This window comes from Mycobacterium sp. 3-98 (genome assembly GCF_035918355.1).
Classification (GTDB): Bacteria; Actinomycetota; Actinomycetes; order Mycobacteriales; family Mycobacteriaceae; genus Mycobacterium; species Mycobacterium intracellulare.
On the sequence record NZ_CP142360.1, the window covers coordinates 1,563,144 to 1,585,616 of the forward strand.

The following is a 22,473-nucleotide window of genomic DNA, read 5'->3' on the forward strand; positions in this document are numbered from 1 at the left end:
ACTCAGGACGCGGGTTGCGGTGCGCCCAGATACTCCTCGGTGTGCTGCCCGAGGGCCGGGGGAGGGTCGGTGGCGTCAGCGTCGAAGCTGGAATAGCGTGCCGGGGTGCGGATCACCGTGACCGCGTCCTCACCCTCACCGACCGGCAGGGCGAGCTCGTTCTCCGCGAACAGCGCGGTGCCGACCACCTGCTTCCAGGTGTAGGCGTGGCAGGCCATCAGGCCGCCGTCCTGCAGCAGCCGGACCCATTCGTCGGCGGTCTTGGCGGCCAGCGCCTTCTCGAGTTCCTCGGTGAGCTCCGGATAGTTGAGCGCCCGGGCGCGCTGGTCGATGAACCGCTCGTCCTCGCGCATGTCGGGGCGGCCGATGATCTCGCACAGCTTGTCCCAGTGCTTGGGCACGTACGCGCTGATCACCAGGTATCCGTCGGCCGCCTTGAAGGCGTCCGACGGCTGGGTGGCGAACCCAACACCCTTGCGCCGCTTGGGCTTTGGCGTTGAGTCGGACGGCTTGGGTTCCGCGTTGGGCTTGTTCAGGTGGATGGTCAGCTGGCTGGCCTGCAGGCTGACCGCGACGTCGTACATGGCGACCCGCACGACGTCGGCCACGCCGTGGCGCTCGCGGTTGAGCAGCGCGGCCAGCACCGCCTGCGCCAGCACGTGTCCGCTGGCGGCGTCGACGAGCTGGAACGGGATGATCTGGGGTTTGCCGCTGGGCGTGGGCATCCCGGTGGTCATGCCGGATTCGGCGGCGACCATCAGGTCCACGCCGGGCCGGCTGCCCTCCGGGCCGTTGCCGCCGTAGGCCGAGAGGCGCGCGTAGATGAGTTTGGGGTTGCGGGATTGCAGCTCGTCGGGTCCCAGTCCCATGCGTTCCATCACCCCGGGCCGAAACCCTTCCAGCACAACGTCTGCGGTGTCGACCAGCCGCATGATCTGCTGCTTGGCCTCGTCGTCGCGCAGGTCCGCCATCACCGACTTCTTGCCGCGGTTGTGGGGGAGGAACAGGGTGGCCAGCGGCGGGCGGCCGGGCAGCACCGCGGTGATGTGGCGGGCCGCCTCGCCGACGGGCGCCTCGACCTTGATGACCTCGGCCCCCAGGTCGGCCAGCACCTGGCCGGCCATCGGCCCGGCGATGTTCTGGGTGAAGTCGAGCACCCGAAATCCGTCAAGTGGCTTGGGTGGCTTGCTGTTTGGCACTGGTGCCTGCCTTCCTCAACGCGCCGCGCTGCGCACCGCGGTGCAGTAGTAGTTCTGGGCGAAGGGCGCCTCGGGGTCGGTCGATTGCAGCGGGAGCCCGGTGTTGGCCAGCAGCTGATTCAGCGGCGTGCGCACCGGCTGCCAGCCCTTCTGCTGCAGGTAGGTCGCCACGTCGTTGCGCGGCCCGGGGAAGCCCAGGTCGCCCAGCGCGATGTCGAGGCCGCCCTGCCGCCACTTTTCGCTCGCCGCGTTCAGCGCGTCCCCGCTGGTGCCCGTGTTCGCGAACACCTCGGCAACCAACTGGCTGCCGTCGGCCGACAGGTCGGTGATGTTGTCCAGCAACCGATCCTGGGCCTCCGGCGGCAGGAAGCCGATCAGCCCCTCGGCGGCCCAGGCGGCGGGTCTCCCGGCATCGAAGCCGGCCTGGCGCAGCGCCGACGGCCAGTCGTGGCGCAGGTCGACCGGGACGTTGCGCACCTCGGCGGTCGGCTCGGCGCCGAGGTCGGCGATGGTGGCGGCCTTGAACTCGAGCACCTGCGGCTGGTCGATCTCGAACACCGTGGTGCCCGCGGGCCAGGGCAGCCGGTAGGCGCGCGCATCCAGGCCGGAGGCGAGGATGACCACCTGACCGATGCCGGCCGCCCCCGCCTCGGCGAAGAACGCGTCGATGTAGCGGGTGCGGGCGGCCATCATGTCGGTCATGCGCTGCATGCCCCACGCGGCGCCGGGCTCGTCGACGTCGGCAGAATCGAGTTCACCGGCCGCCCACCGGGTCATGAAGTCGACACCCACCGCGCGCACCAGCGGCTCGGCGAACCGGTCGTCGATCAGGCCGTCCCGGGTGGCCCGGGCCCGTCCCGCGGCCACCATGGTGGCGGTCGCGCCCACGCTGGTCGCCAGGTCCCAGGTGTCGTCGTCGGTGCGCGCCATCGCGGAAATCCCTTCGGGTCTACTGGTTAGCCACAATAACTACCAACGCCGGGCGGCGGCCGGCGGGCCGGGCCCCGCCGTGCCGGCGGCGCGACACAGATCGATCACGGCCGGGTGTTGCGACCCCGGCCCCGCCGCGCGCTCGCTAACCTGGCCCAATGACCACATCGGCCGCCCTGACGCGGGAATGCACCGCCGCGCACGACGCCGGCTGGCGGCGCGGCGCCGCGTGGGCGCGCCGGCTGGCGTGGATCAGCCTGGCCGTGGTGCTCGTCGAGGGCGCCGTCGGGCTGTGGCAGGGACTCTCGGTCGGCTCCATCGCCCTGACCGGCTGGGCCCTCGGCGGGGCGTCGGAGGCGCTGGCCAGCGCGATGGTGGTGTGGCGGTTCAGCGGCGCGCGCACCTTTTCCCCGAGCGCCGAGCGGCGCGCACAACGCGGCGTCGCGGTGTCGTTCTGGCTCACCGCCCCGTACATCGCCGCCGAATCCATCCGCGAGCTGGTCGGCGAGCACCGCGCCGAGACGTCGGTGATCGGGATCGCGCTGACCGCCCTGGCCCTGCTGCTCATGCCGGTGCTGGGCCGGGCCAACCACCGCCTGGGCGCGCGGTTGGGCTCGGGCGCCACCGAGGCGGAGGGGATCCAGAACTACCTGTGCGGCGCCCAGGCGGCCGGGGTGCTGATCGGCCTCGCGGCGACGGCGCTGTGGTCGAGCGCCTGGTGGATCGACCCCGCCGTGGGGCTCGCGATCGCCGGTGTCGCCGTGTGGCAGGGCGTGCGCGCCTGGCGCGGCGAGCAGTGCGGCTGCTGAGCCGGGTCAGTTGCCGCTGCCGTTGCGCGGCGCATCCAACCGGTATCTGATCAGCCGGGAGCTGTTGGCCACCACCGCCACCGACGACGCGTTGTGCAGGATCGCGGCCAGCACCGGGGACAGCGCGCCGCCCGCCCCGATGATCAGCCCGGCGGCGTTGACGGCGATCGACATGCCGTAGTTCTCGCGGATGACGTCGACCGCGCGGGCCCCGAGGTCCCGCACGTCGAGCAGGCGATGCAGGTCGTCGTTGGCCAGGGCCACGTCGGCGGTCTCCACGGCGACGTCGGTTCCGGCCAGCCCCATCGCGATGCCGATGTCGGCGGCCGCGAGCGCGGGCGCGTCGTTGATGCCGTCGCCGACCATCCCGACGATGAAGCCCTCGTCCTGCAGCTCGCGCACCGCCGCGAGCTTGTCCTCCGGCATCACCTCGGCGTGCCACTCGTCGATCCCGAGTTCGCGCGCCACCACCTCGGCGATGTCCGGGTGATCCCCGGTGAGCATGACCACCCGGCGAATACCGTTGGCGCGCAGCTTCTTCAGCACGTCGGCGGCCTCCGGCCGCACCTCGTCGCGCAGGCTGATCAAACCCACCAGCGTGCCGTCGACGGCCAGCAGCAGCGGCGTCTCGGCCTGGCGGCGCAGCCTGTCCACCCATTCCGACGCCTTCTTGGACACCCTGACCTTTTCGGAGCGCAGCAGCCCGGGGCTGCCCAGCAGCAGGGTCCGGCCGTCGGCCCAGGTCCGCATGCCCAGCCCGACCAGCACCTCGCACTCCTCGTGCGGCGGGATGGTGATGTGGCGTTCCTCGGTGGAGCGGATCACCGCCTCGGCCAGCGGGTGCCGCGAGTGGATCTCCGAGCTGGCCGCGTAGGCCAGCACCTGTTCGGGCTGCCAGTCCTTGTGCAGCGCAATGATGTTGGTGACCACCGGGCGTCCGACGGTGAGCGTGCCGGTCTTGTCGAACACGATCGCGTCCACCTGGCCGGCCTGCTCGAGGTGCGAACCGCCCTTGATCAGGATGCCGCGGCGCGCGCCGTTGCCGATCGCCGCGCTGATCGCCGTCGGGGTGGCCAAACCCACCGCGCACGGGCAGGCGATCAGCAGCATCGTCATCGCCCGGCGGACGTCACCGGTGATCGCCAGCGTGATGGCCGAGACGATGAACGAGGTGGGAACGAAACGGCGGGAGAAGTTTTCGCCGACGGTCTGGATCGGCGCCCGGTCGTGTTGCGCCTCTTCGACCCGGGCGATGATGCGCCCGATGGTGGTCTGGTTGCCGACCGCGCTGGCCCTCACCACCAGGCGTCCGCGCACCACCACCGAACCTGCGTGCACGTGCGCGCCGGCCACGATGCTGACCGGCAGGTTCTCCCCGGTGATCGCGGACTGGTTGACGACGGCCTCGCCGTCGACCACCTCGCCGTCGACCGGGATCGCGACGTGGTCGTGCACCACGACCTCGTCGCCGATCTGCACGGTGTCGATCGGCACCTGGACCTCGCGCGGGGTGGGGCCGTCGTCGAGCCGCAGCCACGCCGTGTCCTGGTTGCCGCGCAGCAACTCCGAGATGGCCCGACGGGTCCGTCGCAGCGTCAGATCCTGCAGGTACTCGCCGATGTTGAGCAGCCATAGCACCGTCAGCGCGACCACGTTCTCCCGCAGCACCAGGCTCGCCACGGTCGCCGCGGAGACCAGCGCGTCGGTCCCGGCCTTGCCGGAGCGCAGCGAGCGCAGCGCGCCGCGCAGGAAGGGGTAGCCGGTGAAGACGGTGACACCGGTGGCGAACAGCCGGCCGCTGGGGCCGAGCAGCGGCGGCCGCGCGAACACGTAGCGGCGCATCCCGAGCAGCGCCAGCGCCGCGCCGCCGATCACCATGCGCAGCACGTCGGCGTTGCGGATCTCGGTGGAGTGCGGCGCGCGCGCCGGGATCAGTTCGGCGGCGACGTGCGCCGCGTCGCCGATGGCCGCCAGCACCGAGGAGCGGTCGCAGCGCCGCGGCGAATACCAGACGACCACCGACCCGGTGCGCGGGTAGGCGTGCACCACCCGCACGCCCTCGCACTTGGCGACGGCCTCCTCGACCGCCACGGCGCGCCGCGAATCGGCGCGCACCCAGGCGACCGCGACCCGCATACGTCCGGCGGCGTCGGAAATCACCTGCAGCGCGGGGTCTTTCGCCCGCACCTCGTCGTCAACGTCGGGGACTAGGGCGAGGTCCATAGCGGCGATCAGTGCTCGTGGTCGTGGGGTTCTGCGATCGACGGCGTGGGCGCCTCCTCGCCGATGCGCTCGCGGGCCTCGGCCATGACGTCGGCGAGCCGCAGGCGCGCCGACTCGGCGGCCTCCTCGGCCCTGCGGGTGCCGCGCAGACCGAGCTCGGCGCCCTTCACCGCGGTCTCGTGCAGCGGCGCCTTGGCCACGGCCTTGCGCACCACCTCGTAGGCCGTCACGCCGACCAGCCCGGTGACGACCGTCCCCGCCGCCTTCGCCAAGAGCCCGTACACCGCCATTGCCGCAACCTTCCTCGTCGTCCGCGTGTTCAGCCCGTGCTCGCTCGACGTTAACATCGAAATATTGCGATATCAATATGAATCGTGCCGGGGCGGGGGCCCCGCCTCAGAGCACCCGGGTGACCTTTTCGGTCTCGATGCGGCGCGACTGCGCGTCCGGATCGGCGTTGGCCACCTGCACCAGCGAGGCGCCGACGGCCATGATCGACAGCAGGTTGTCCACCAGCTCGGCGGGTTCGGTCCACGGCTTGCCGGACAGCACGCGGTCGCTCGACGTCAAACCCCTTGCCGCCGCGGATGTTTGACAATCCGCCAGCACCTCGTCGACCGAGCGGCCACCCAGCGCGGGCCCCGGGCGCGGTTCGGGAACGATCTGGTCGCCGTGCACCCGCACCGCGGTGGCGTAGTCGGTCACACCGATCGGCAGGTCGGGTGCCGGGCGGCCGAACGCGTCCAGCGACAGCACCGCGACCTCGCCCCCGGCCACCGCGTCGTCGGCCTCGTCGAGGCGCTCGGCGGTGCAGAGCGCCAGGTCGGCCGGCCCCGCCAGCACCGCCTCGGCGCCGATCCACCACACCCCGAACAGCACCGCGGCCGTCTGCCAGTGCGCGGGCAGCAGGATCGCGACGCGGCTGGCCGGCCCGGCCCCCAGTTCGTCGCGCAACAGGTTGCCGGTCTTGGCGGCCCAGTTGGCCAGCGTCACCCCGGACAACTCGATGCGCTCGCCGGTCGCGTCGTCGTAGTAGGTGATCCGCGGGCCGACCGGGTCGGCCCGCAACATCGGATCGAGGATGGCCCCGCTCAGCGTGCTCGGTTGCTGCACGGGTCGTTAGTTTATGCACTCCGGTTTGTCGGAGCCGGCGGTCAGGATCGGCGACGGCGGGGGGACGTTGGGGTTGGTGGCCACCGCGCCGGCGGTGGACACCCGCGCGGGCATGATCGTCTCGGTGCCCGACAGGCCCGAGCCCGGGCCGCTGTAGTCGTTGGCCAGCACCACCCGCACCGCGCCCGGCGCCAGCGAGGCGTCGGCGATCACCGGCAGCCCACCCAATTCCTTGGAGACCTCCTTGGCCCCCATGTCGTCGCTCTTGGCGGCGCGGACCTGGCTGGCCTTGACGTGCCCGCCGTCGTTGTTGCCCACCGTGCCCGTGGCAAAACCCTTGGCGCTCAACACGTCTGACACGGCCGCGGCCAGCCCGTTGATGTCGGTGTCGTTGACGACGCTGGCGGTGGTCTTCGCGGGCGTGTAGGCGATCTCCTCGGTCTTGCCCTCCTCCTGCTCGTGCAGGAGTCCGTTCACCCAGTCGGCCACCTGGTGCGGGTCCACCCGCACCACGCTCTGCATGCCGTCGTCGCTCCAGCCGGCGCCGTCGAGCACCGGGATGGTGGCGAACGCGACGTTGCCGCCGGCCAGCTTCTGCATCTGCTGCACGAAATCCATCACGTCCCACCCGGCCGAGATCACCACCGAACGCTGCACGGCGGCTTCCAGGCGCCGCACCGTGGTGGGGCTGGACAGCGTCTTGCCGGAGATGACCCGGTGGGCCAGCGAGGCCATCACCACCTGCTGGCGCACCACCCGGTCCAGGTCGCCGCGCGGCAGTTCGTGGCGCTGGCGCACGAAGCTGAGGGCTTCGGGGCCGCTGAGCCGTTGCGGGCCCGCCGGGAAGTCGGCACCCGAAAGGGGTTCGAACACCGGCTCTTTGAGGCAGACGTCGACGCCGCCGAGGGCCTCGGTGATCAGCGAGAAGCCCAGCAGGCCGATCTCGGCGTAGTGGTCGACGGTGACGCCGGTCAGGTCGGCGACGGTCTTGATCAGCGCCTCGCGGCCGGCCTCGGTGCCCTGGGCGGCCGCGTCCGCCGCGGCGTCGCCGGCCCGGACCAGGCTGGCGCGCTTGGCCTCCCGGGTCTGGCCGTAGACGCCGTTGATCTTCGTCTTGCCCAGGCCGGGGGCGGCGACGTAGGAGTCGCGCGGGATCGAGATCGCGGTCGCCGACTTCCCGTTGTTGGGGATGCGGATCAGGATGATCGTGTCGGTGTTGGTGGCTTCCTCGTCGCCGGCCCGCAGCGTCTCGAGTTCCTCTTGGGACAGCGGGTTGCCGTGCGCGTCGGTGCGGCTGTCGAGGCCGACCAACAGGATGTCGATCGCGCCGTCGTCGCCGCCCTTGCCCAGCGAGGGTGCCGACATGTGAAAGATGCCGTCTTCGAAGGACCGGACATTGCTCCACGCGATCCCGGTGCCGACGACGACCGCGAGCGTCAGCACGGTGGCAATCACACGAACCACACGTTGCACAGGCATCCCACTACATTACTTGCGACACACGAGCTTCACGGGTAGCCGATCGCGGCGTGGCCCGCGCTACCCCGCGATTTCTTGGGCCCGCGCTTTTCTGGGCTTCGCCGGGCCATGCCAAACTCGAACCATGTCAGGCAGGATCGTGATCGCCGGCGCCGGTGGGCAGCTGGGCGGCTATTTGAGCTCGCTGGCGGCGGATCAGGGCCGGGAGGTCCTGGCGCATTCGTCGTCGCAGTGGGACATCACCGACCCCGCGGCCGCCGAACGGATCGTGCAGCGCGGTGACGTGGTGATCAACTGCGCGGCCTACACAGATGTCGATGGCGCCGAGACCGACGAGGCGGGCGCCTTTGCGGTCAACGAGGCCGGTCCCGGGCACATCGCGCGGGCCTGCGCGCGGGCCGGCGCCCGGTTGATCCACGTCTCCACCGACTACGTCTTCAATGGCGATTTCGGCGGCGCCGCACCGCGGCCGTACGAGCCCAGCGATCAGACCGCGCCGCAGGGCGTGTACGCCCGCAGCAAGGCCGCGGGGGAGCAGACCGTCCTGGCCGCGCTGCCCGAGGCGGTCGTCGTCCGCACCGCCTGGGTCTACACCGGCGGCGCCGGCAAGGACTTCGTCGCCGTCATGCGCCGGCTGGCCGCCGGGGACGGCCCGGTGGACGTGGTCGACGACCAGATCGGCTCGCCGACCTACGTCGGCGACCTGGCCGCCGCGCTGCTGCAGATCGTCGACGACCGCGTGCCCGGCCCGATCCTGCACGCCGCCAACGAGGGCGCGGTCTCGCGGTTCGAGCAGGCCCGCGCCGTCTTCGAGGAGTGCGGCGCCGACCCGGCGCGGGTGCGTCCGGTCGGCACCGACCGCTTTCCCCGGCCGGCGCCGCGGCCGGCCTACTCCGCGCTGTCGGGTGGCCAGTCCGCGGCGGCCGGGCTGCGGCCGCTGCGGCCCTGGCGCCCCGCGCTTGTCGCGGCCCTGGCCGCGGCCGATCGACCGTTACCCTCTACGCGTGACTGACGTGCTGCCGGTCGTGACGGTGACCTACTCGCCGGGCCCGCATCTGGAGCGCTTCCTGGCCTCGCTGTCGCTGGCCACGGAGCGGGAGGTGTGCGTGCTGCTGGCCGACAACGGCTCCACCGACGGCACCCCGCAGGCGGCGGTCGATCGCTATCCCAACGTGCGGCTGTTTCACACCGGAGCCAACCTCGGCTACGGCACCGCGGTGAATCGCGCCGTCGCGCAGCTGGACCGCGACGACGAGTGGGTGATCGTGGCCAACCCGGACGTGCAGTGGGGACCGGGCAGCATCGACGCCCTGCTGGACGCCGCGTCGCGCTGGCCGCGCGCCGGCGCGCTGGGCCCGCTGGTCCGCGATCCCGACGGCTCGGTGTATCCGTCGGCGCGGCACCTGCCCAGCCTGATCCGCGGCGGCATGCACGCGGTCGTCGGGCCGTTCTGGAAAACCAACCCGTGGTCGGCGGCGTACCGCCAGGAGCGGCTGGAGCCCAGCGAGCGCCCGGTGGGCTGGCTGTCGGGGTCGTGCCTGCTGGTGCGCCGGTCGGCGTTCGGCCAGATCGGCGGGTTCGACGAGCGCTACTTCATGTATATGGAGGACGTCGACCTCGGCGACCGGCTCGGCAAGGCCGGCTGGCTGTCCGTCTACGTGCCGTCGGCGGAAGTCCTGCACCACAAGGGCCACTCCACGGGCGGGGACCCGGCCAGCCACCTGGCCGCTCATCACAAGAGCACGTATATGTTTCTGGCCGACCGGCATGCCGGTTGGTTGCGCGCGCCGCTGCGCTGGGCGCTGCGCGCCTCGTTGGCGGTACGTTCCCGCCTGATGGTGCGCAGCGCGGTGCGCGCGTCGGGCCGGGCGAAACTGGTAGAAGGGCGACACTGAGGTGGGAACTCCACAAGTCGACGTCGTGATCCTGGTCGGCGGCAAGGGCACCCGGCTGCGGCCGCTGACGCTGTCGGCGCCCAAGCCCATGCTGCCCACGGCCGGACTGCCGTTCCTCACCCATCTGCTGTCGCGGGTCGCCGCGGCGGGCATCGAGCACGTCATCTTGAGCACGTCGTATCGGGCCGGCGTCTTCGAGGCGGAGTTCGGTGACGGCTCGAAGCTGGGCCTGCAGATCGAATACGTCACCGAGGAGAGCCCGCTGGGCACCGGCGGCGGCATCGCCAACGTCGCCGGCCACCTGCGGCACGACACCGCCATGGTGTTCAACGGCGACGTGCTCTCCGGCGCCGATTTGGGCCAGATGCTCGACTTCCACCGCGCCCAGGAATCCGACGTCACCCTGCACCTGGTGCGGGTGGGCGACCCGCGGGCCTTCGGCTGTGTGAGCACCGAGGACGGCCGGGTCACCGCCTTCCTGGAGAAGACGCAGGATCCGCCGACCGACCAGATCAACGCCGGCTGCTACGTGTTCTCGCGCCGCGTGATCGACCGGATCCCGCGCGGCCGTGAGGTTTCGGTGGAGCGCGAGGTGTTCCCCGCGCTGCTGTCCGATCCCGGCGTCAAGGTCTGCGGCTACGTCGACGCCAGCTACTGGCGCGACATGGGCACCCCGGAAGACTTCGTCCGGGGATCGGCGGATCTGGTGCGCGGCATCGCGCCGTCTCCCGCCCTGCACGGCCACCGCGGCGAGCAGCTGGTGCACGACGGCGCGGCGGTGTCGCCGGGCGCGGTGCTGATCGGCGGGACCGTGGTGGGGCGCGGCGCCGAGATCGGGCCCGGCGTCCGGCTGGACGGCGCGGTGGTCTTCGACGGGGCCAAGGTCGAGGCGGGCAGCGTCATCGAGCGCTCGATCATCGGGTTCGGCGCGCGCATCGGCCCGCGGGCGCTGATCCGCGACGGGGTGATCGGCGACGGCGCCGACATCGGCGCGCGGTGCGAACTGCTGCGCGGCGCCCGGGTGTGGCCCGGTGTCTCGATTCCCGACGGCGGGATCCGCTACTCGTCCGACGTCTGAAGGCCGTTCCCGACGAGTGCCCGGCTAGCCGGGCACTCGGCTGCGAATGTGCGGCTAGCCGGGCGCTCGACGGAGCGCCCGCGACACCAGGTACGCCAGCGCGTGATCGGTGCCCTCCGGCAACTCGTCGGCGGGCCACCAGCGCAGGTCCTCCGACTCGTCGCTGATCGCGATCCGCGCGCCGGCCGGCGCGTGCGCCACGAACTGCAAATCCAGATGCCGGGTCGGCACGCCCAGCGAGCACACCACCGGGTGCACGTGCACGGCCGCCAATTCGGGCTCGATCCGCAGCCCGTCGACCCCGGACTCCTCGGTGGCCTCGCGCAACGCCGCGGCGACGATGTCGGCGTCGTCGTCGTCGCAATGGCCGCCCAGCTGCACCCACCGGCCCAGGCGGCGGTGCAACGTCAGCAGCACCCGGTCGCCGGCGTCATCGAGCACCAGCGCCGACGCGGTGACATGCCCCGGCACACACTCGCGGCGGCACGCGTCGTCGCGGGCCGCGACGAACGCCAAGACGGCGTGCCGCAACGAATCCTGGCCCGCGTCGGGGGGTTCCCAGCCGGACAGGGTCGCGATCACCGACTCCCGCAGGCTCACCGGGTGCGCCGCCGTTTCCTGCGATCGGCCAGCGATGCCCACGCCCGGCGGCAGTCCGCCACCGCCTCGGCCGGCAGTCCCAGCCCGCCGATCAGCACGCGACGGTCGACGAGGTCGAGCGCCTTGTCGATCTCGCCCGCCTTCAACAGCAGGTCCACATCGACGGCGAGGTCGGGATCGGCGTGTGCCGGCGCGGGGATGGGCAGCTGCTCGGCCTCGCGGGGTTCGAGCTCTAGCACGCCCCCGCCGTAGCTGCGGCCCATGATCTCGGCGAAGGCGAACGTCACGCTGTTGTGGAACACCGCGGCCAGCGCCGCCGGGTCGACGGGGTCCTCACCGGGCAGGCGCACCCGATGCACGGTGTCGGTGCTCACCGCGCCCACGCCGTTGACGGTCAGCCGCGGCGCCCGGTGAATCTGGCGCAGCAGGAACAGATCCGGCGCCCACAGCGACGGCGTCCGCCACCAGGGCGTGCGGATCGAGCACTTGTAGCCGCGGTGCACGCCGGCGGCTTCCCCGGCGCGGATGTGGGCGATCAACGCGGGATCGGCCGGCTCGCGTGGCGCGTTGAGCAGCCAGCCGCGGTGCCCGGCCGCGAGATCGCTTGCCCGGCAATCGGTGTCGTAGACCAGCCCGGACAGCTGGGCGCTGCGCGAGACCAGCGGCACGCAGTGCGGCCGCAAACCCAGCTCCGCCGCCTGGGCGTCGGTCAGGGTGAAGAACGCGTTGCGCCCGGTCACGATGCCGACGTCGACCTCGGCGACGGACCCGAGCGGGAGCAGGGCGCCGGAGCCCTTGAGCGCGCGCAGCAGCCGGATCGCGGCGGGGTCCAGAAAGTACTTGGTCCACTTCTCGTTTTCGTGCAGCAGCGCGGGCGCCCATCCGGCCTCGAGGTCCGCCCGCGCCAGCGCGTCGGCGTCCCGTAGGTGCACGGTCCGGATGCGGGCGGGGCCGGACCCGCCCGTGTCCCTTACGCCGCAGAACAGCACGACCTCTTGCAGGATGCCGTCGAACACCAGGCGCTGGAAGGTCAGCAGCGTGATGTCGCGGAATCGGCTCACCAGAAAGTCGCGCAGCGGCGCGGCATAGGAGACCTGCAGCAGCTCGGCCGGCAGCACCAGGCCCACCCGCCCGCCGTCGCGCACCAGCAGTGTGGCGGCCACGACGAACGGCACCCACGCGTTGGTCAGCCTGGTCGGGCGCAGCCCCTCGCGGCGCATCAGCTCCAGGGCGGGGTCGCGGTGCTGGGACGCCCAGTTGCCGAACCGGATGTAGGGCGGATTGCCGGCGACCCCGTCCCAGCCGCCGGCGCCGGCTTCGGCGGCGCGGGCAATCCAGGTGAACAGGCTGTCGGTGTCGACGGGCGCGAACCGGCGGGCCTTGGCCGCCTCGCGCGCGATCAGCTCGACGCCGTGGGCCCGGTCGCTGAGCGCGGCCAGCTCGCGCAGGATCGCGCCGTCACCGCAGGAGGGTTCGACGATCTTGGGGCCGGCCTCGCGAACCCAGCTGGCCAAAAAGCGCGCCACCGGTGCCGGGGTGTAGTAGCCGCCGCGGACCTTGTCGGCCGAAACCGCCGCCTTGCCCGCGAAGTTCATGGGCTTAGTATCTCGGAAAAACGACGGCTCACTTGCGGATCAGCAGGTCCCCGGGATCCGCGGCGTCGCGCGGGCCGGCGGGCTCGGCGGCGTAGCCGATGGCGATGGCGCCCAATGGCTCCCAGTCGGCGGGCAGGTCGAGCTCGGCGCGCACCAGGTCGGCGGCGAAGATCGTCGACCCGATCCAGCAGCTGCCCAGCCCGCGCACCGCCAGCGCGACCAGCAGGGCCTGCACGGCCGCCCCGACAGCCACGGTGAACATGGTGTGCTCGGCGTCGGTGCGGGCGGCGTCCGGATAGGAGTGGGCGCCGTCGGGAACCAGGATCGGGATGACGACTTCGGGCGCGTCGTAGAGGATCTGGCCGCGCGCCACCCGGCGCTCGATGGCCTCGGCGGGCCTGCCGTCGCCGGCGAGGTCGCGGCGCCACTTGTCCTTCATGCGGTCCAGCAGCCGGGCCCGGGTGCCCGGGTGCTGCAGCCAGACGAACCGCACCGGGCGGGTGTGGTGGGGGGCCGGCGCGGTGAGGGCCTCGGCGACGGCCGCCTCCACCAGATCGGCCGGGACCGGGTCGGCGCTGAACCGTCGCACCGATCGGCGCAGCAGCTGCGCCTCGCGGCGGCCCATGTCGATCGCCTCGGCCGTGCCGAGCCAGAACAGGTCTTCGGTGCCGGGCCGCAACAAGTCCCGTGCCGTCGAGCCGTCGTCGGTCACGGACAGGCCGCGCACCACCGCCACCGGCATCGCGGTCAGTTTGCCCTTGACCAGGTCGGCGGCCGCGGCGATCTCGTCGGCGATCGCGACCTCGGTGACCAGCAACTCGTTGCCGTGCTGGTCGAGCGCCCCCGAATAGCCGTGCAGCACAGCCAGTCCCGCGGCACCCACCGCCGCGTCGGTCTGGCCGTTGCGCCAGGCGCGGCCCATGGTGTCGGTGATGACGACGGCGACCTCGACGCCGAGCCGCTCGCGCAGCGCGGCGCGCAGCGTGGCGGCGCTGCCGTCCGGGTCGACGGGCAGCAGGGCCAGCTCGTCGCGCCCGACGTTGGAGCCGTCCACGCCCGCGGCGGCCTGCACCAGCCCGATCCGGCTCTCGGTGATCAAGGTCTTGCCCTTGCGGGCCAGCACCCGAACGGCCTCGTCGTCGACCAGCTTGCGCCGCAGCCGATCGCGCTCCTCCGGGTCGCGGGGCGCCGGCACCAGCCGCCCCTCACATTTGGACACCGCCTTGCTGGTGACCACCACGACGTCGCCGTCGCGCAGCCACGGCGCGGCCGCGGCGACGGCCGCGCCCAGATCGTCGCCCGGCCGGAATTCGGGCAGCCCGGCGACGGGCAGGATCTCGATCGCGGCGGCGGTGCCGTGCTCGCCGGGGGAGGGGGTCACGGCGCCACCCCCGCCAGCTCCAGCCCGGCGCGGACCATCTCGGCGGTCGCCTCGGGGTCGGTCATCACCAGCGGCACCGAGCGCACCGCGACGCCCTCGATGTCGGCGCCGTCGCCTTCACTCACCAGCCAGCCATCCAGGATGCCGGTGCCCCGACGCGCGCCGTAGTGGCGGCCGACGGCCTCGGCGGTGGACTCGACGCCGATCACCGACAGGCAGGCATCGGCCATGCCGCGCAACGGCTTTCCACCGATGATCGGCGAGTAGCCGACGACCGGGGCCTTGGACGCCCGCAGCGCGCCGCGAACGCCGGGGACCGCCAGGATGGCGCCGACGCTCACCACCGGATTCGACGGGGCCAGCAGGATGACGTCGGCCTCGGCGATGGCCGCTGTGGCTTCGGTTGTGGCCGCTGCTTTTTCGGCGCCGACGAACGCGAAGCTGTGGGTGGGCACCTGGGCGCGGTAGCGCACCCACCATTCCTGGAAGTGGATGGCCCGCCGGCTGCCGTCGTCGGGATCGGTTATCACCACGTGCGTCTCGCAGCGGTCGTCGGTGACGGGCAGCAGCCGCGCGCCCGGTTGCCAGCGGTCGCACAGCGCCGTGGTGATCTGTGACAGCGGGTAGCCGGCGTTGAGCATCTGCGTGCGCACCAGGTGGGTGCCCAGGTCGCGGTCGCCGAGTCCGAACCAGTCCGGCTGCACCCCGTAGCGCGCCAATTCCTCTTTGGCGTGCCAGGTTTCGTCGCGGTGCCCCCACCCTCGCTCCGGGTCGACACCTCCACCTAAGGTGTACATGCAGGTGTCCAAATCGGGGCAGACTCGCAGTCCGTGGATCCAGGCGTCATCGCCAACGTTGACGATCGCCGTCAGCTCGTGACTGCCGGCTTTCGTGTCTGGGCGCCCTTGCGTGTGAAACTGACCCAGCCCGAACAACTGTTGAATCCCCAGCAGGAAGCGGGCGCCGCCAACCCCACCGACCAGGACGGTGACCTTCACTTGAGCCTCACACAGCACGACAGTACTGCCCGACGAGCGTGCGGTGGTGGGCCCGTCGGGCCTGCCTCAAAGTCGGGGCTCCCCACGACTTGTGGGGAAGTTGTGAGCTATGTGATCAACACGCCGACGGCCCAAAGCAACAGAAACGCCGAAATTCGATCACGAGATGGTATGGAAATGCGCCGAAGTGCTTGACCCGGCAGATCAACCCGTGTCTAATCACATCAGTGTCATTTCCCGGTTGGCCGGCCGACTCCGGTGTCGCAGACCGAGATTCGATCACTTGTTCGAATTGTCTGTACATCAGAACAGTGGGAAATCAATCACTCTTTCTCAATCAAGCTGAGGAGGCGGACGACCGTATGTCTTACGAAACTTTTCGAGGCGCAATGGCGAGCACGCCGCACACCCCGATCGACTCGGCGCCGGCCCGACCCGCCCGGCCGCATTTGACCGTGGTTCCTGATGCGCCAGGCGCATTCGAGCCCGAGCCGTTGCCGGCGCCCGTCGCCGACCAGTGGCAGGACCGGGCGCTGTGCGCCCAGACCGACCCCGAGGCCTTCTTCCCGGAAAAGGGTGGTTCCACCCGCGAGGCCAAGAAGATCTGCCTGGGTTGCGAGGTGCGCCACGAGTGCCTCGAGTACGCCCTCGAGCATGATGAGCGCTTCGGGATCTGGGGCGGTCTCTCCGAACGCGAGCGCCGCCGCCTCAAGCGCGGCATCATCTAAAAGCCGCGCACCGTCGTTATTCGTCGTCGATCGTCGGATCGATGACCGATGGCTCAACGTCGAGATAGATGGCGACCTGGGCCACCAGGATTTCGTGCAGCAAGTCGCCGAGTTCGATGGTGTCCTTCGCCCGTCGCTCAATTGGCTTGCGGAACAGGACAATTCGCGCCCGCGTGGAGTTGCCGCGGATGTCGACACCGGCCGGGATCAACCGGGCCAGGGGGATCGGCCCGTCGGCGATCACCTCGGCCGGCCACTGCACGCTGTCGGGATCCTTGGCCGCGATCCGCGGAATCTCATCGACCGCCACGTCGAGGTCGGCCAGCCGGTCGTGCCAGCTCCGCTCGATGGGCTCGTAGGCCTCCAGCACCGCCATGTCGAACCGCTCGGCGCGGCTGCGCCACCCCGGCACGCTGGGGGGCAGCAGCGCCCCGCGCATCTCGCGACCCCGGCGGAACCGTCGATGGCCGGCGGGCCGGCGCGGAGCCGATCCGTCCGAAAACCGATCTCTTTGCGGGGAGCTGCGCGAATCGCCGCGGGATTCACTCATTGGGCCGATGGTAACGGTTGGACATCGGCGGCCGTCCGGTTGCGCGTGTCCGGCGCTTCGGCGGCGTTTGCGCACGATAGCCTTTCGAGCGTGAACGTTCCCCGTCGCTGTTGCCGGCCCGGGTGCCCGCACTACGCCGTGGCGACCCTAACGTTCGTCTATTCGGACTCGACGGCAGTCGTCGGCCCGCTGGCGACCGCTCGGGAACCGCACTCCTGGGATCTGTGCGTCAACCACGCCGGCCGCATCACCGCCCCCCGCGGATGGGAGCTGGTGCGCCATGCCGGCCCCCTGCCCACCCACCCCGACGAGGACGACCTGGTCGCCCTGGCCGACGCCGTCCGCGAAGGAGGTTCGGGGGATCGCGGCGCGCCGTACGGCGGCGCCCCAACGCCCGTGAACGGCTTCGCCGACCCGCACCTCCATCACGGCGGCACCCAGGCCACCGCGCCCAGCAGCAGCGTGCTCGCCCCGCCGGAGCATCGGTCCGGAAGGCGCCGCGGGCACCTGCGTGTGTTGCCCGATCCCAGCGACTAGGCGAATCCGCCCGCACCGCGGCTCGTGTTCTCTTCGGCCCGATAGGCTGACGGCCAAGAGTTCACGTCGTCAGGAGTCCCGCATGTCTCGGCCCGCCGCGACTGTCCACCGTGTCGTCAAGGCGTACGACGTGCGTGGTCTAGTCGGCGAAGAGCTCGACCAGCCGCTGGTCACCGATTTGGGCGCAGCCTTCGCCAGACTGATGCGCGCCGAGGGCGCCCGCCAAGTCGTGATCGGCCACGACATGCGCGACAGTTCGCCCACCCTGGCCGCGGCCTTCGCCGCCGGCGTCACCGGCCAGGGCCTCGACGTGGTGCGCGTCGGTCTGGCCTCCACCGATCAGCTCTACTTCGCCTCCGGGTTGCTGGACTGCCCCGGCGCGATGTTCACCGCGAGCCATAACCCCGCCGCCTACAACGGAATCAAGCTCTGCCGGGCGGGGGCCAAACCGGTCGGCGCCGAGAGCGGATTGCGCGTCATCGCCGACGACGTCATCGCCGGCGTGCAGGGTTACGACGGCCCACCCGGCACCGTCTCCGACCGCGACGTGCTGGCCGACTACGGGCAGTACCTGCGGTCCCTGGTGGACACCTCGGGGCTGCGCCCGCTGCGCGTGGCCGTCGACGCCGGCAACGGCATGGCCGGCCTGACCACCCCCGCGGTGCTCGGCCCGATCGCCTCGATCACGTTGTTGCCGTTGTACTTCGAGCTCGACGGCTCCTTCCCCAATCACGAGGCCAACCCGCTCGAGCCCGCCAACCTGGTGGACCTGCAGACGTTCGTGCGCGAGACCGGCGCCGACATCGGGCTGGCCTTCGACGGGGACGCCGACCGCTGCTTCGTGGTCGACGAACGCGGCAACCCCGTGTCGCCGTCGACGGTGACCAGCCTGGTGGCCGCGCGCGAGCTGGGCCGCGAGATCGGCGCGACGATCATCCACAACGTGATCACCTCGCGCGCGGTGCCCGAACTGGTCAGCGAGCGCGGCGGCACACCGCTGCGCTCGCGGGTGGGCCACTCCTATATCAAGGCGCTGATGGCCGACACCGGCGCGATCTTCGGCGGCGAACATTCGGCCCACTACTACTTCCGCGACTTCTGGGGCGCCGACTCCGGGATGCTGGCCGCGCTGTACGTGCTGGCGGCGCTCGGGGAGCAGGACCGCCCGCTGTCCGAGCTGACCGCGGACTACCAGCGCTACGAATCGTCCGGCGAGATCAACTTCACCGTGGCCGACGCCGCGCAGTGCACCGAGGCGGTGCTGAGATCGTTCGGCACCCGCATCCACTCCCTCGATCACGTGGACGGCGTGACGGTCGACCTGGGCGACGGCAACTGGTTCAACCTGCGCAGCTCGAACACCGAGCCGCTGCTGCGGCTCAACGTGGAGGGCCGCACCGCCGAGGACGTCGGCGCCGTGGTCGCCCAGATCAGCGCCGAAATCGCCGCGCAGACCCCGCGCGCGGAGGCCGCCCCGTGAACGCCACCCAGGCAATCGATCTCGAAGACACCGACGGCCTGCTGACCGCCGACCGCGACGGCCTGCTGCGGGCGGCGTCGTCGGCCGGCGCGCAGGTGCGTGCGATCGCCACCGCGGTCGAGGAGGGCGCGCTGGACCCGCTGAGCGCCGAGGACCGTCCGCGCAGCGTGATCTGGGTGTCGGGCCGCGGCACCGCGGAGACCGCCGGGGCGATCCTGGCCGCGACGTTGAATTCGGTGGCGTCCCAGCCGTTCACGCTGGCCGGCGAGGCGCCCCCGTGGGTGGGGCCGCTCGACGTGCTGATCGTCGCGGGCGACGACCCCGGCGACCCCGCGCTGGTCGCCGCCGCCGCGACCGGGGTGCGCCGTGGCGCGCGGGTCGTGGTGGCCGCGCCCTACGAGGGTCCGTTGCGCGACGCCACGGCCGGGCACGCGGCGGTGCTGGCGCCCCGGCTGGGGGTTCCCGACGAATTCGGGCTGTGCCGGTATCTGGCCGCCGGGCTCGCGGTGGTGCACGCCGTCGACCCACGGCCCAGCGTGGACCTGGCGTTGCTCGCCGACGAGCTCGACGCCGAGGCGCTGCGCAACAGCGCCGCCCGCGAGCTGTTCACCAATCCGGCGAAGCTGCTGGCCGCGCGCATCGCCGACCGCCAGATCGCGCTGGCCGGCGACGGCGCCGCGACGCTGGCCCTGGCCCGGCACGGCAGCTCGGTGCTGCTGCGGATCGCGAACCAGGTCACCCCGGCCACCGGGCTGGCGGACGCGGTGGTCGCCCTGCGCGCCGCGGCCTCGTCCGGTTTCGGGGGCGCCATCGCCGATCCGGACGCCGCCCTGTTCCACGACGAGGAGATCGACGGGCCGCTGCCGCCGCGGCTGCGGGTGCTGGCGATCATCCTGGCGGCCGAGCAGACCGTGGTGGCCGCCCGGACGGCCGGGCTCGACGACGTGTACCTGCTCGCCGCCGAGGATGTGCCCGACGGTCCCGGCGGCTCGGCCGGCTCCGGTGTTTCGCCTGCGCTGGGGGGTCCCGGTCGCGTCGAGCAGCAGCTGGCAGTATTAGCCGTCCGGCTGGAGATGGCCGCGGTTTACATGCGACTGGTGCGGGGATAAATAGAACAGTGGAACTGCTTCGCGGGGCCTTGAGAACGTACGCGTGGGGTTCGCGTACCGCGATCGCCGAGTTCACCGAACGTCCGGTGCCGGCGGCGCATCCGGAGGCCGAGCTCTGGTTCGGCGCCCACCCGGGCGACCCGGCCTGGCTGGAAACCGACAACGGTGAGATCACGTTGCTCGAGGCGCTCGACGCCGACCCCGAGGGCCAGCTCGGCCCCGGGTCGCGGGCCCGCTTCGGGGACGTGCTGCCGTTCCTCGTCAAGGTGCTGGCCGCCGACGAGCCGCTGTCGCTGCAGGCGCACCCGAGCGCCGCGCAGGCGGCCGAGGGCTACCTGCGCGAGGAGCGGGTCGGCATCCCGCTGACCTCGCCGGTGCGCAACTATCGGGACACCTCGCACAAGCCGGAGCTGCTGGTGGCGCTGCACCCGTTCGAGGCGCTCGCGGGCTTCCGCCAGGTGTCGCGCACCGTCGAGCTGCTGCGGGCCCTGGCGGTCTCCGACCTCGACCCCTTCATCGATCTGCTGAACGACCAGTCCGACGCCGACGGCCTGCGCGCGCTGTTCACCACGTGGATCACCGCCCCGCAGCCCGACATCGACGTGCTGGTGCCCGCCGTGCTGGACGGCGCGATCGCGTACCTCAGTTCGGGGGCAACCGAATTCGCGGCCGAGGCCAAGACGGTGCTCGAGCTCGGCGAGCGCTATCCCGGCGACGCCGGCGTGCTGGCGGCGTTGCTGCTCAACCGCGTCAGCCTGGGCCCGGGTGAGGCCATCTTCGTGTCGGCCGGCAACCTGCACACCTACCTGCGGGGTTTCGCGGTGGAGGTGATGGCCAACTCCGACAACGTGTTACGGGGTGGGCTGACCCCCAAGCACGTCGACGTGCCCGAGCTGCTGCGGGTCCTGGACTTCGCGCCCACCACCGAGGAGCAGTTGCGGCCGCACATCCGCCGCGAGGGCTTCGGGCTGATCTATGAGACGCCGACCGACGAGTTCGCCGTCGCGCTGCTGGACCTCGAAGACGAGTACGTCGGCCACGAGGTGGATGCGACGTGCAGCCACGACGGCCCGCAGATCCTGTTGTGCATCCAGGGTTCCACGACGGTGCACGGCAAGTCCGGCTCGCTGACGCTCAAGCGGGGGATGGCCGCGTGGGTGGCGGCCGACGACGCCCCGATCCGGCTGGTCGCGCACGAGCCGAGCAAGTTGTTCAGGGCGACGGTAGGGCTGTAGCGGCTAGGACTGATGGTGGCGACCCGCAGCGCCCGGCTGGTGCCGAGCGCGGCGACCCGCTTCGCCCGGCTCCGCCGCGCTTGCGGTCGCCGCGGCCGCGCTTGCGGTCGCCACGCGCCGCTGCCTGACCGCCTGACGACGCTCGCCTAACCACAGGCGCGCGTTGTGCGCGATGGCGCGGCCGATGATCCGCGGCGGCGGCACCATGTAGAGGCTGTCCAGCAGGGAGAACCGGCGCAAAAACCATTCCGCCAGAACGGGTTCGGTTTCGGCGGCGCCGAGGAATTGGTCGAACAGCGCGCCGGAGGGCCGCCACCACCAGGGAATCGGCCCCTTCGTGCCGGCGTGGTGGAAGGTGATGTCGCCGATGGCGTTCATCATCCACACTGGGAAGGTGCTCCTGGCGGTGGCGCGGTGCAGCGTCGCGGCGAGTTGATCGTCGGGGCCTTGCAGCGCGCGGCGCAGATGGCCGGCCTGCAGGGAGGTCATCGTCATGCCCTGGCCGAAGGTGGGATTGAAGCTGGCCACCGCGTCGCCGAAGGCGATGATGCCGCCGGGGAAGCGCTCCAGTTTGTCGTAGCGGCGCCACCGGCTGGCCGGGAACGCGTGGAAGGCCGGATCGCCTAGCGGCTCGGCCTGTGCCAGCGCCACGCTGAAGCGGCCCGGAAGCAGCTGCCCGGCCAGACCCAGCATTTCGGGAAACGTTCTCGGCGGTTTGACGTCGGCCACGCCGAACGTGGTCAGGACCCAGGTGCCGTCCTCGTAGCACAGCATGCCCAGCCCCAGGGACCGGTCGTGGGAGGCGCCGGCGACGACGACCTTCTCCGCGATCAGCCCGTCGGGAATGCGGAACTGCTGGGTGGCGTAGTTGATGCCGATGTCGACGGCCTGTTCGACGGGGCGCGCAAAACCCCACTGCGCCAACCACACCGGCAGCCGGGTGCCCCGCCCCGCCGCGTCGACGACGAGGTCCGCGCCGACGAATTCCGGCTCCCCGCCGTCGGGATCGGCCGGATCCACCAGCGCACCGGTCACCCGTTGTCGCGCGGGGTCGAACCGCGGTTCGGCCACCGAGCGCCGCACGATGGTGACGTTGTCGAGGTCGTGAACCCGTTTGCGCAACTGCCATTCCAGGTGCGGCCGGCTCGGCACGTAGGCGGTGAATTCGTCGCGCAGGGTTTGCCCCGTGCCCAGGACGTGGCCCGCGGCTCCGAGGTGGATGCAGTCGGGCCGGTTCTTCAGCTAGGGCACGCCCGCGGCCACCATGTCGTCGAGCAGGCCGGGAAAGAGGTTCTCGAATTCGATCGCGCCGCGCGCCATCAACATGTGCAGGTGCCGGTCCTGGGGGACCGTCGCCCGGTTCGCCGGGAAGGCCGGCAACTCGTCGCGCTCGTAGACGGTGACCCGCGAATACGCGTCCGACAGCACCCGCGCGGCGCACAGCCCGGCGATGCTCCCCCCGATGACCAGCGCGTGGTCCCGCGCGTCTGCTTTGCTGTCCGGCATCTGGGGGGAGTACCCAGTACTGTGTCGG

General features: G+C 71.7%; 20 protein-coding genes and 1 pseudogene. 9 read left to right on the top strand and 12 right to left on the bottom strand.

Features of this window, described 5'->3' with window-relative positions; genetic code table 11:
- Positions 1–2: 2 nt before the first annotated feature.
- Both QGN30_RS07655 and QGN30_RS07660 read right to left on the bottom strand, forming a co-directional pair.
- Entirely contained in the window at positions 3–1,199 is a 1,197-nt protein-coding gene (locus QGN30_RS07655) for a CaiB/BaiF CoA transferase family protein (RefSeq protein WP_233042199.1), read from the bottom strand.
- 15 nt (positions 1,200–1,214) lie between these two features.
- Positions 1,215–2,129: a class I SAM-dependent methyltransferase gene (locus QGN30_RS07660; RefSeq protein ID WP_014385685.1), complete on the bottom strand. Its 915-nt coding sequence runs from the start codon at positions 2,127–2,129 to the stop codon at positions 1,215–1,217.
- 158 nt (positions 2,130–2,287) lie between these two features.
- Here QGN30_RS07660 and QGN30_RS07665 point away from each other — a divergent pair, with 158 nt between their 5' ends.
- Positions 2,288–2,938 (top strand): cation transporter, encoded by a 651-nt coding sequence (locus QGN30_RS07665; protein WP_014380976.1) that lies wholly within the window; start codon positions 2,288–2,290, stop codon positions 2,936–2,938.
- Between the two features lie 6 nt (positions 2,939–2,944).
- Here QGN30_RS07665 and ctpC read toward each other — a convergent pair whose 3' ends face one another.
- From ctpC to QGN30_RS07685, 4 genes are all read right to left on the bottom strand, one after another.
- Entirely contained in the window at positions 2,945–5,161 is a 2,217-nt protein-coding gene (ctpC, locus tag QGN30_RS07670; RefSeq protein WP_014383193.1) for a manganese-exporting P-type ATPase CtpC, read from the bottom strand.
- Between the two features lie 8 nt (positions 5,162–5,169).
- Positions 5,170–5,451, bottom strand: a complete 282-nt coding sequence (locus QGN30_RS07675; protein ID WP_008259830.1) for a DUF1490 family protein — start codon at positions 5,449–5,451, stop codon at positions 5,170–5,172.
- 106 nt (positions 5,452–5,557) lie between these two features.
- Positions 5,558–6,274, bottom strand: coding sequence for a TIGR03089 family protein (locus QGN30_RS07680; protein WP_201406210.1), 717 nt, complete (start codon positions 6,272–6,274; stop codon positions 5,558–5,560).
- Between the two features lie 6 nt (positions 6,275–6,280).
- Positions 6,281–7,753, bottom strand: coding sequence for an LCP family protein (locus QGN30_RS07685; protein WP_233042196.1), 1,473 nt, complete (start codon positions 7,751–7,753; stop codon positions 6,281–6,283).
- Between the two features lie 124 nt (positions 7,754–7,877).
- On the opposite strand from QGN30_RS07685, the gene rfbD reads away from it, so the two are divergent.
- From rfbD to QGN30_RS07700, 3 genes are read left to right on the top strand one after another with little or no spacing between them, the layout of a single operon-like run.
- Positions 7,878–8,765 carry a dTDP-4-dehydrorhamnose reductase gene (gene rfbD, locus QGN30_RS07690; RefSeq protein WP_233042195.1) on the top strand — a complete coding sequence of 296 codons (888 nt, stop codon included), beginning with the start codon at positions 7,878–7,880 and terminating at the stop codon, positions 8,763–8,765.
- Positions 8,758–9,648, top strand: coding sequence for a glycosyltransferase family 2 protein (locus QGN30_RS07695; RefSeq protein ID WP_008259824.1), 891 nt, complete (start codon positions 8,758–8,760; stop codon positions 9,646–9,648). The genes rfbD and QGN30_RS07695 overlap by 8 nt, the downstream gene beginning before the upstream one ends.
- A 1-nt stretch (position 9,649) precedes the next feature.
- Complete coding sequence (locus tag QGN30_RS07700) at positions 9,650–10,726, top strand: sugar phosphate nucleotidyltransferase (RefSeq protein WP_008259820.1); 1,077 nt, start codon at positions 9,650–9,652, stop codon at positions 10,724–10,726.
- Positions 10,727–10,780: 54 nt separating this feature from the next.
- Here QGN30_RS07700 and QGN30_RS07705 read toward each other — a convergent pair whose 3' ends face one another.
- The 4 genes from QGN30_RS07705 to cofD are packed head-to-tail and all read right to left on the bottom strand — an operon-like array spanning position 10,781 to position 15,300.
- The gene (locus QGN30_RS07705; protein ID WP_041787101.1) at positions 10,781–11,326 is read right to left on the bottom strand and encodes an NUDIX hydrolase; all 546 of its coding nucleotides are present in this window, start codon (positions 11,324–11,326) and stop codon (positions 10,781–10,783) included.
- Complete coding sequence (locus QGN30_RS07710) at positions 11,323–12,921, bottom strand: class I SAM-dependent methyltransferase (protein ID WP_248923216.1); 1,599 nt, start codon at positions 12,919–12,921, stop codon at positions 11,323–11,325. The genes QGN30_RS07705 and QGN30_RS07710 overlap by 4 nt, the downstream gene beginning before the upstream one ends.
- Positions 12,922–12,949: 28 nt before the next feature.
- Positions 12,950–14,302 (bottom strand): coenzyme F420-0:L-glutamate ligase, encoded by a 1,353-nt coding sequence (locus QGN30_RS07715; protein ID WP_233042194.1) that lies wholly within the window; start codon positions 14,300–14,302, stop codon positions 12,950–12,952.
- Positions 14,299–15,300: a 2-phospho-L-lactate transferase gene (gene cofD, locus QGN30_RS07720; RefSeq protein WP_095580546.1), complete on the bottom strand. Its 1,002-nt coding sequence runs from the start codon at positions 15,298–15,300 to the stop codon at positions 14,299–14,301. Before cofD ends, QGN30_RS07715 begins: the two co-directional genes overlap by 4 nt.
- Before the next feature lie 389 nt (positions 15,301–15,689).
- Here cofD and QGN30_RS07725 point away from each other — a divergent pair, with 389 nt between their 5' ends.
- Positions 15,690–16,028 (top strand): WhiB family transcriptional regulator, encoded by a 339-nt coding sequence (locus QGN30_RS07725; RefSeq protein ID WP_014380966.1) that lies wholly within the window; start codon positions 15,690–15,692, stop codon positions 16,026–16,028.
- 16 nt (positions 16,029–16,044) lie between these two features.
- On the opposite strand, the gene QGN30_RS07730 is transcribed toward QGN30_RS07725, so the two are convergent.
- Complete coding sequence (locus QGN30_RS07730) at positions 16,045–16,467, bottom strand: metallopeptidase family protein (RefSeq protein WP_009955382.1); 423 nt, start codon at positions 16,465–16,467, stop codon at positions 16,045–16,047.
- A gap of 201 nt (positions 16,468–16,668) precedes the next feature.
- Here QGN30_RS07730 and QGN30_RS07735 point away from each other — a divergent pair, with 201 nt between their 5' ends.
- The 4 genes from QGN30_RS07735 to manA all read left to right on the top strand — a co-directional run bounded on the left by QGN30_RS07735 (position 16,669) and on the right by manA (position 20,939).
- Positions 16,669–17,115: a DUF3499 domain-containing protein gene (locus QGN30_RS07735; protein ID WP_193375011.1), complete on the top strand. Its 447-nt coding sequence runs from the start codon at positions 16,669–16,671 to the stop codon at positions 17,113–17,115.
- Between the two features lie 82 nt (positions 17,116–17,197).
- Entirely contained in the window at positions 17,198–18,595 is a 1,398-nt protein-coding gene (locus QGN30_RS07740) for a phosphomannomutase/phosphoglucomutase (protein WP_041787100.1), read from the top strand.
- Positions 18,592–19,704, top strand: coding sequence for a hypothetical protein (locus QGN30_RS07745; protein WP_014380964.1), 1,113 nt, complete (start codon positions 18,592–18,594; stop codon positions 19,702–19,704). Before QGN30_RS07740 ends, QGN30_RS07745 begins: the two co-directional genes overlap by 4 nt.
- A gap of 8 nt (positions 19,705–19,712) precedes the next feature.
- A complete protein-coding gene (manA, locus tag QGN30_RS07750; protein WP_008259799.1) occupies positions 19,713–20,939 on the top strand; it encodes a mannose-6-phosphate isomerase, class I in 1,227 nt (408 codons plus the stop codon).
- Between the two features lie 3 nt (positions 20,940–20,942).
- Here the strand turns inward: manA and QGN30_RS07755 are convergent.
- A pseudogene (locus QGN30_RS07755) lies at positions 20,943–22,409 on the bottom strand (FAD-dependent oxidoreductase).
- Between the last annotated feature and the right edge of the window lie 64 nt (positions 22,410–22,473).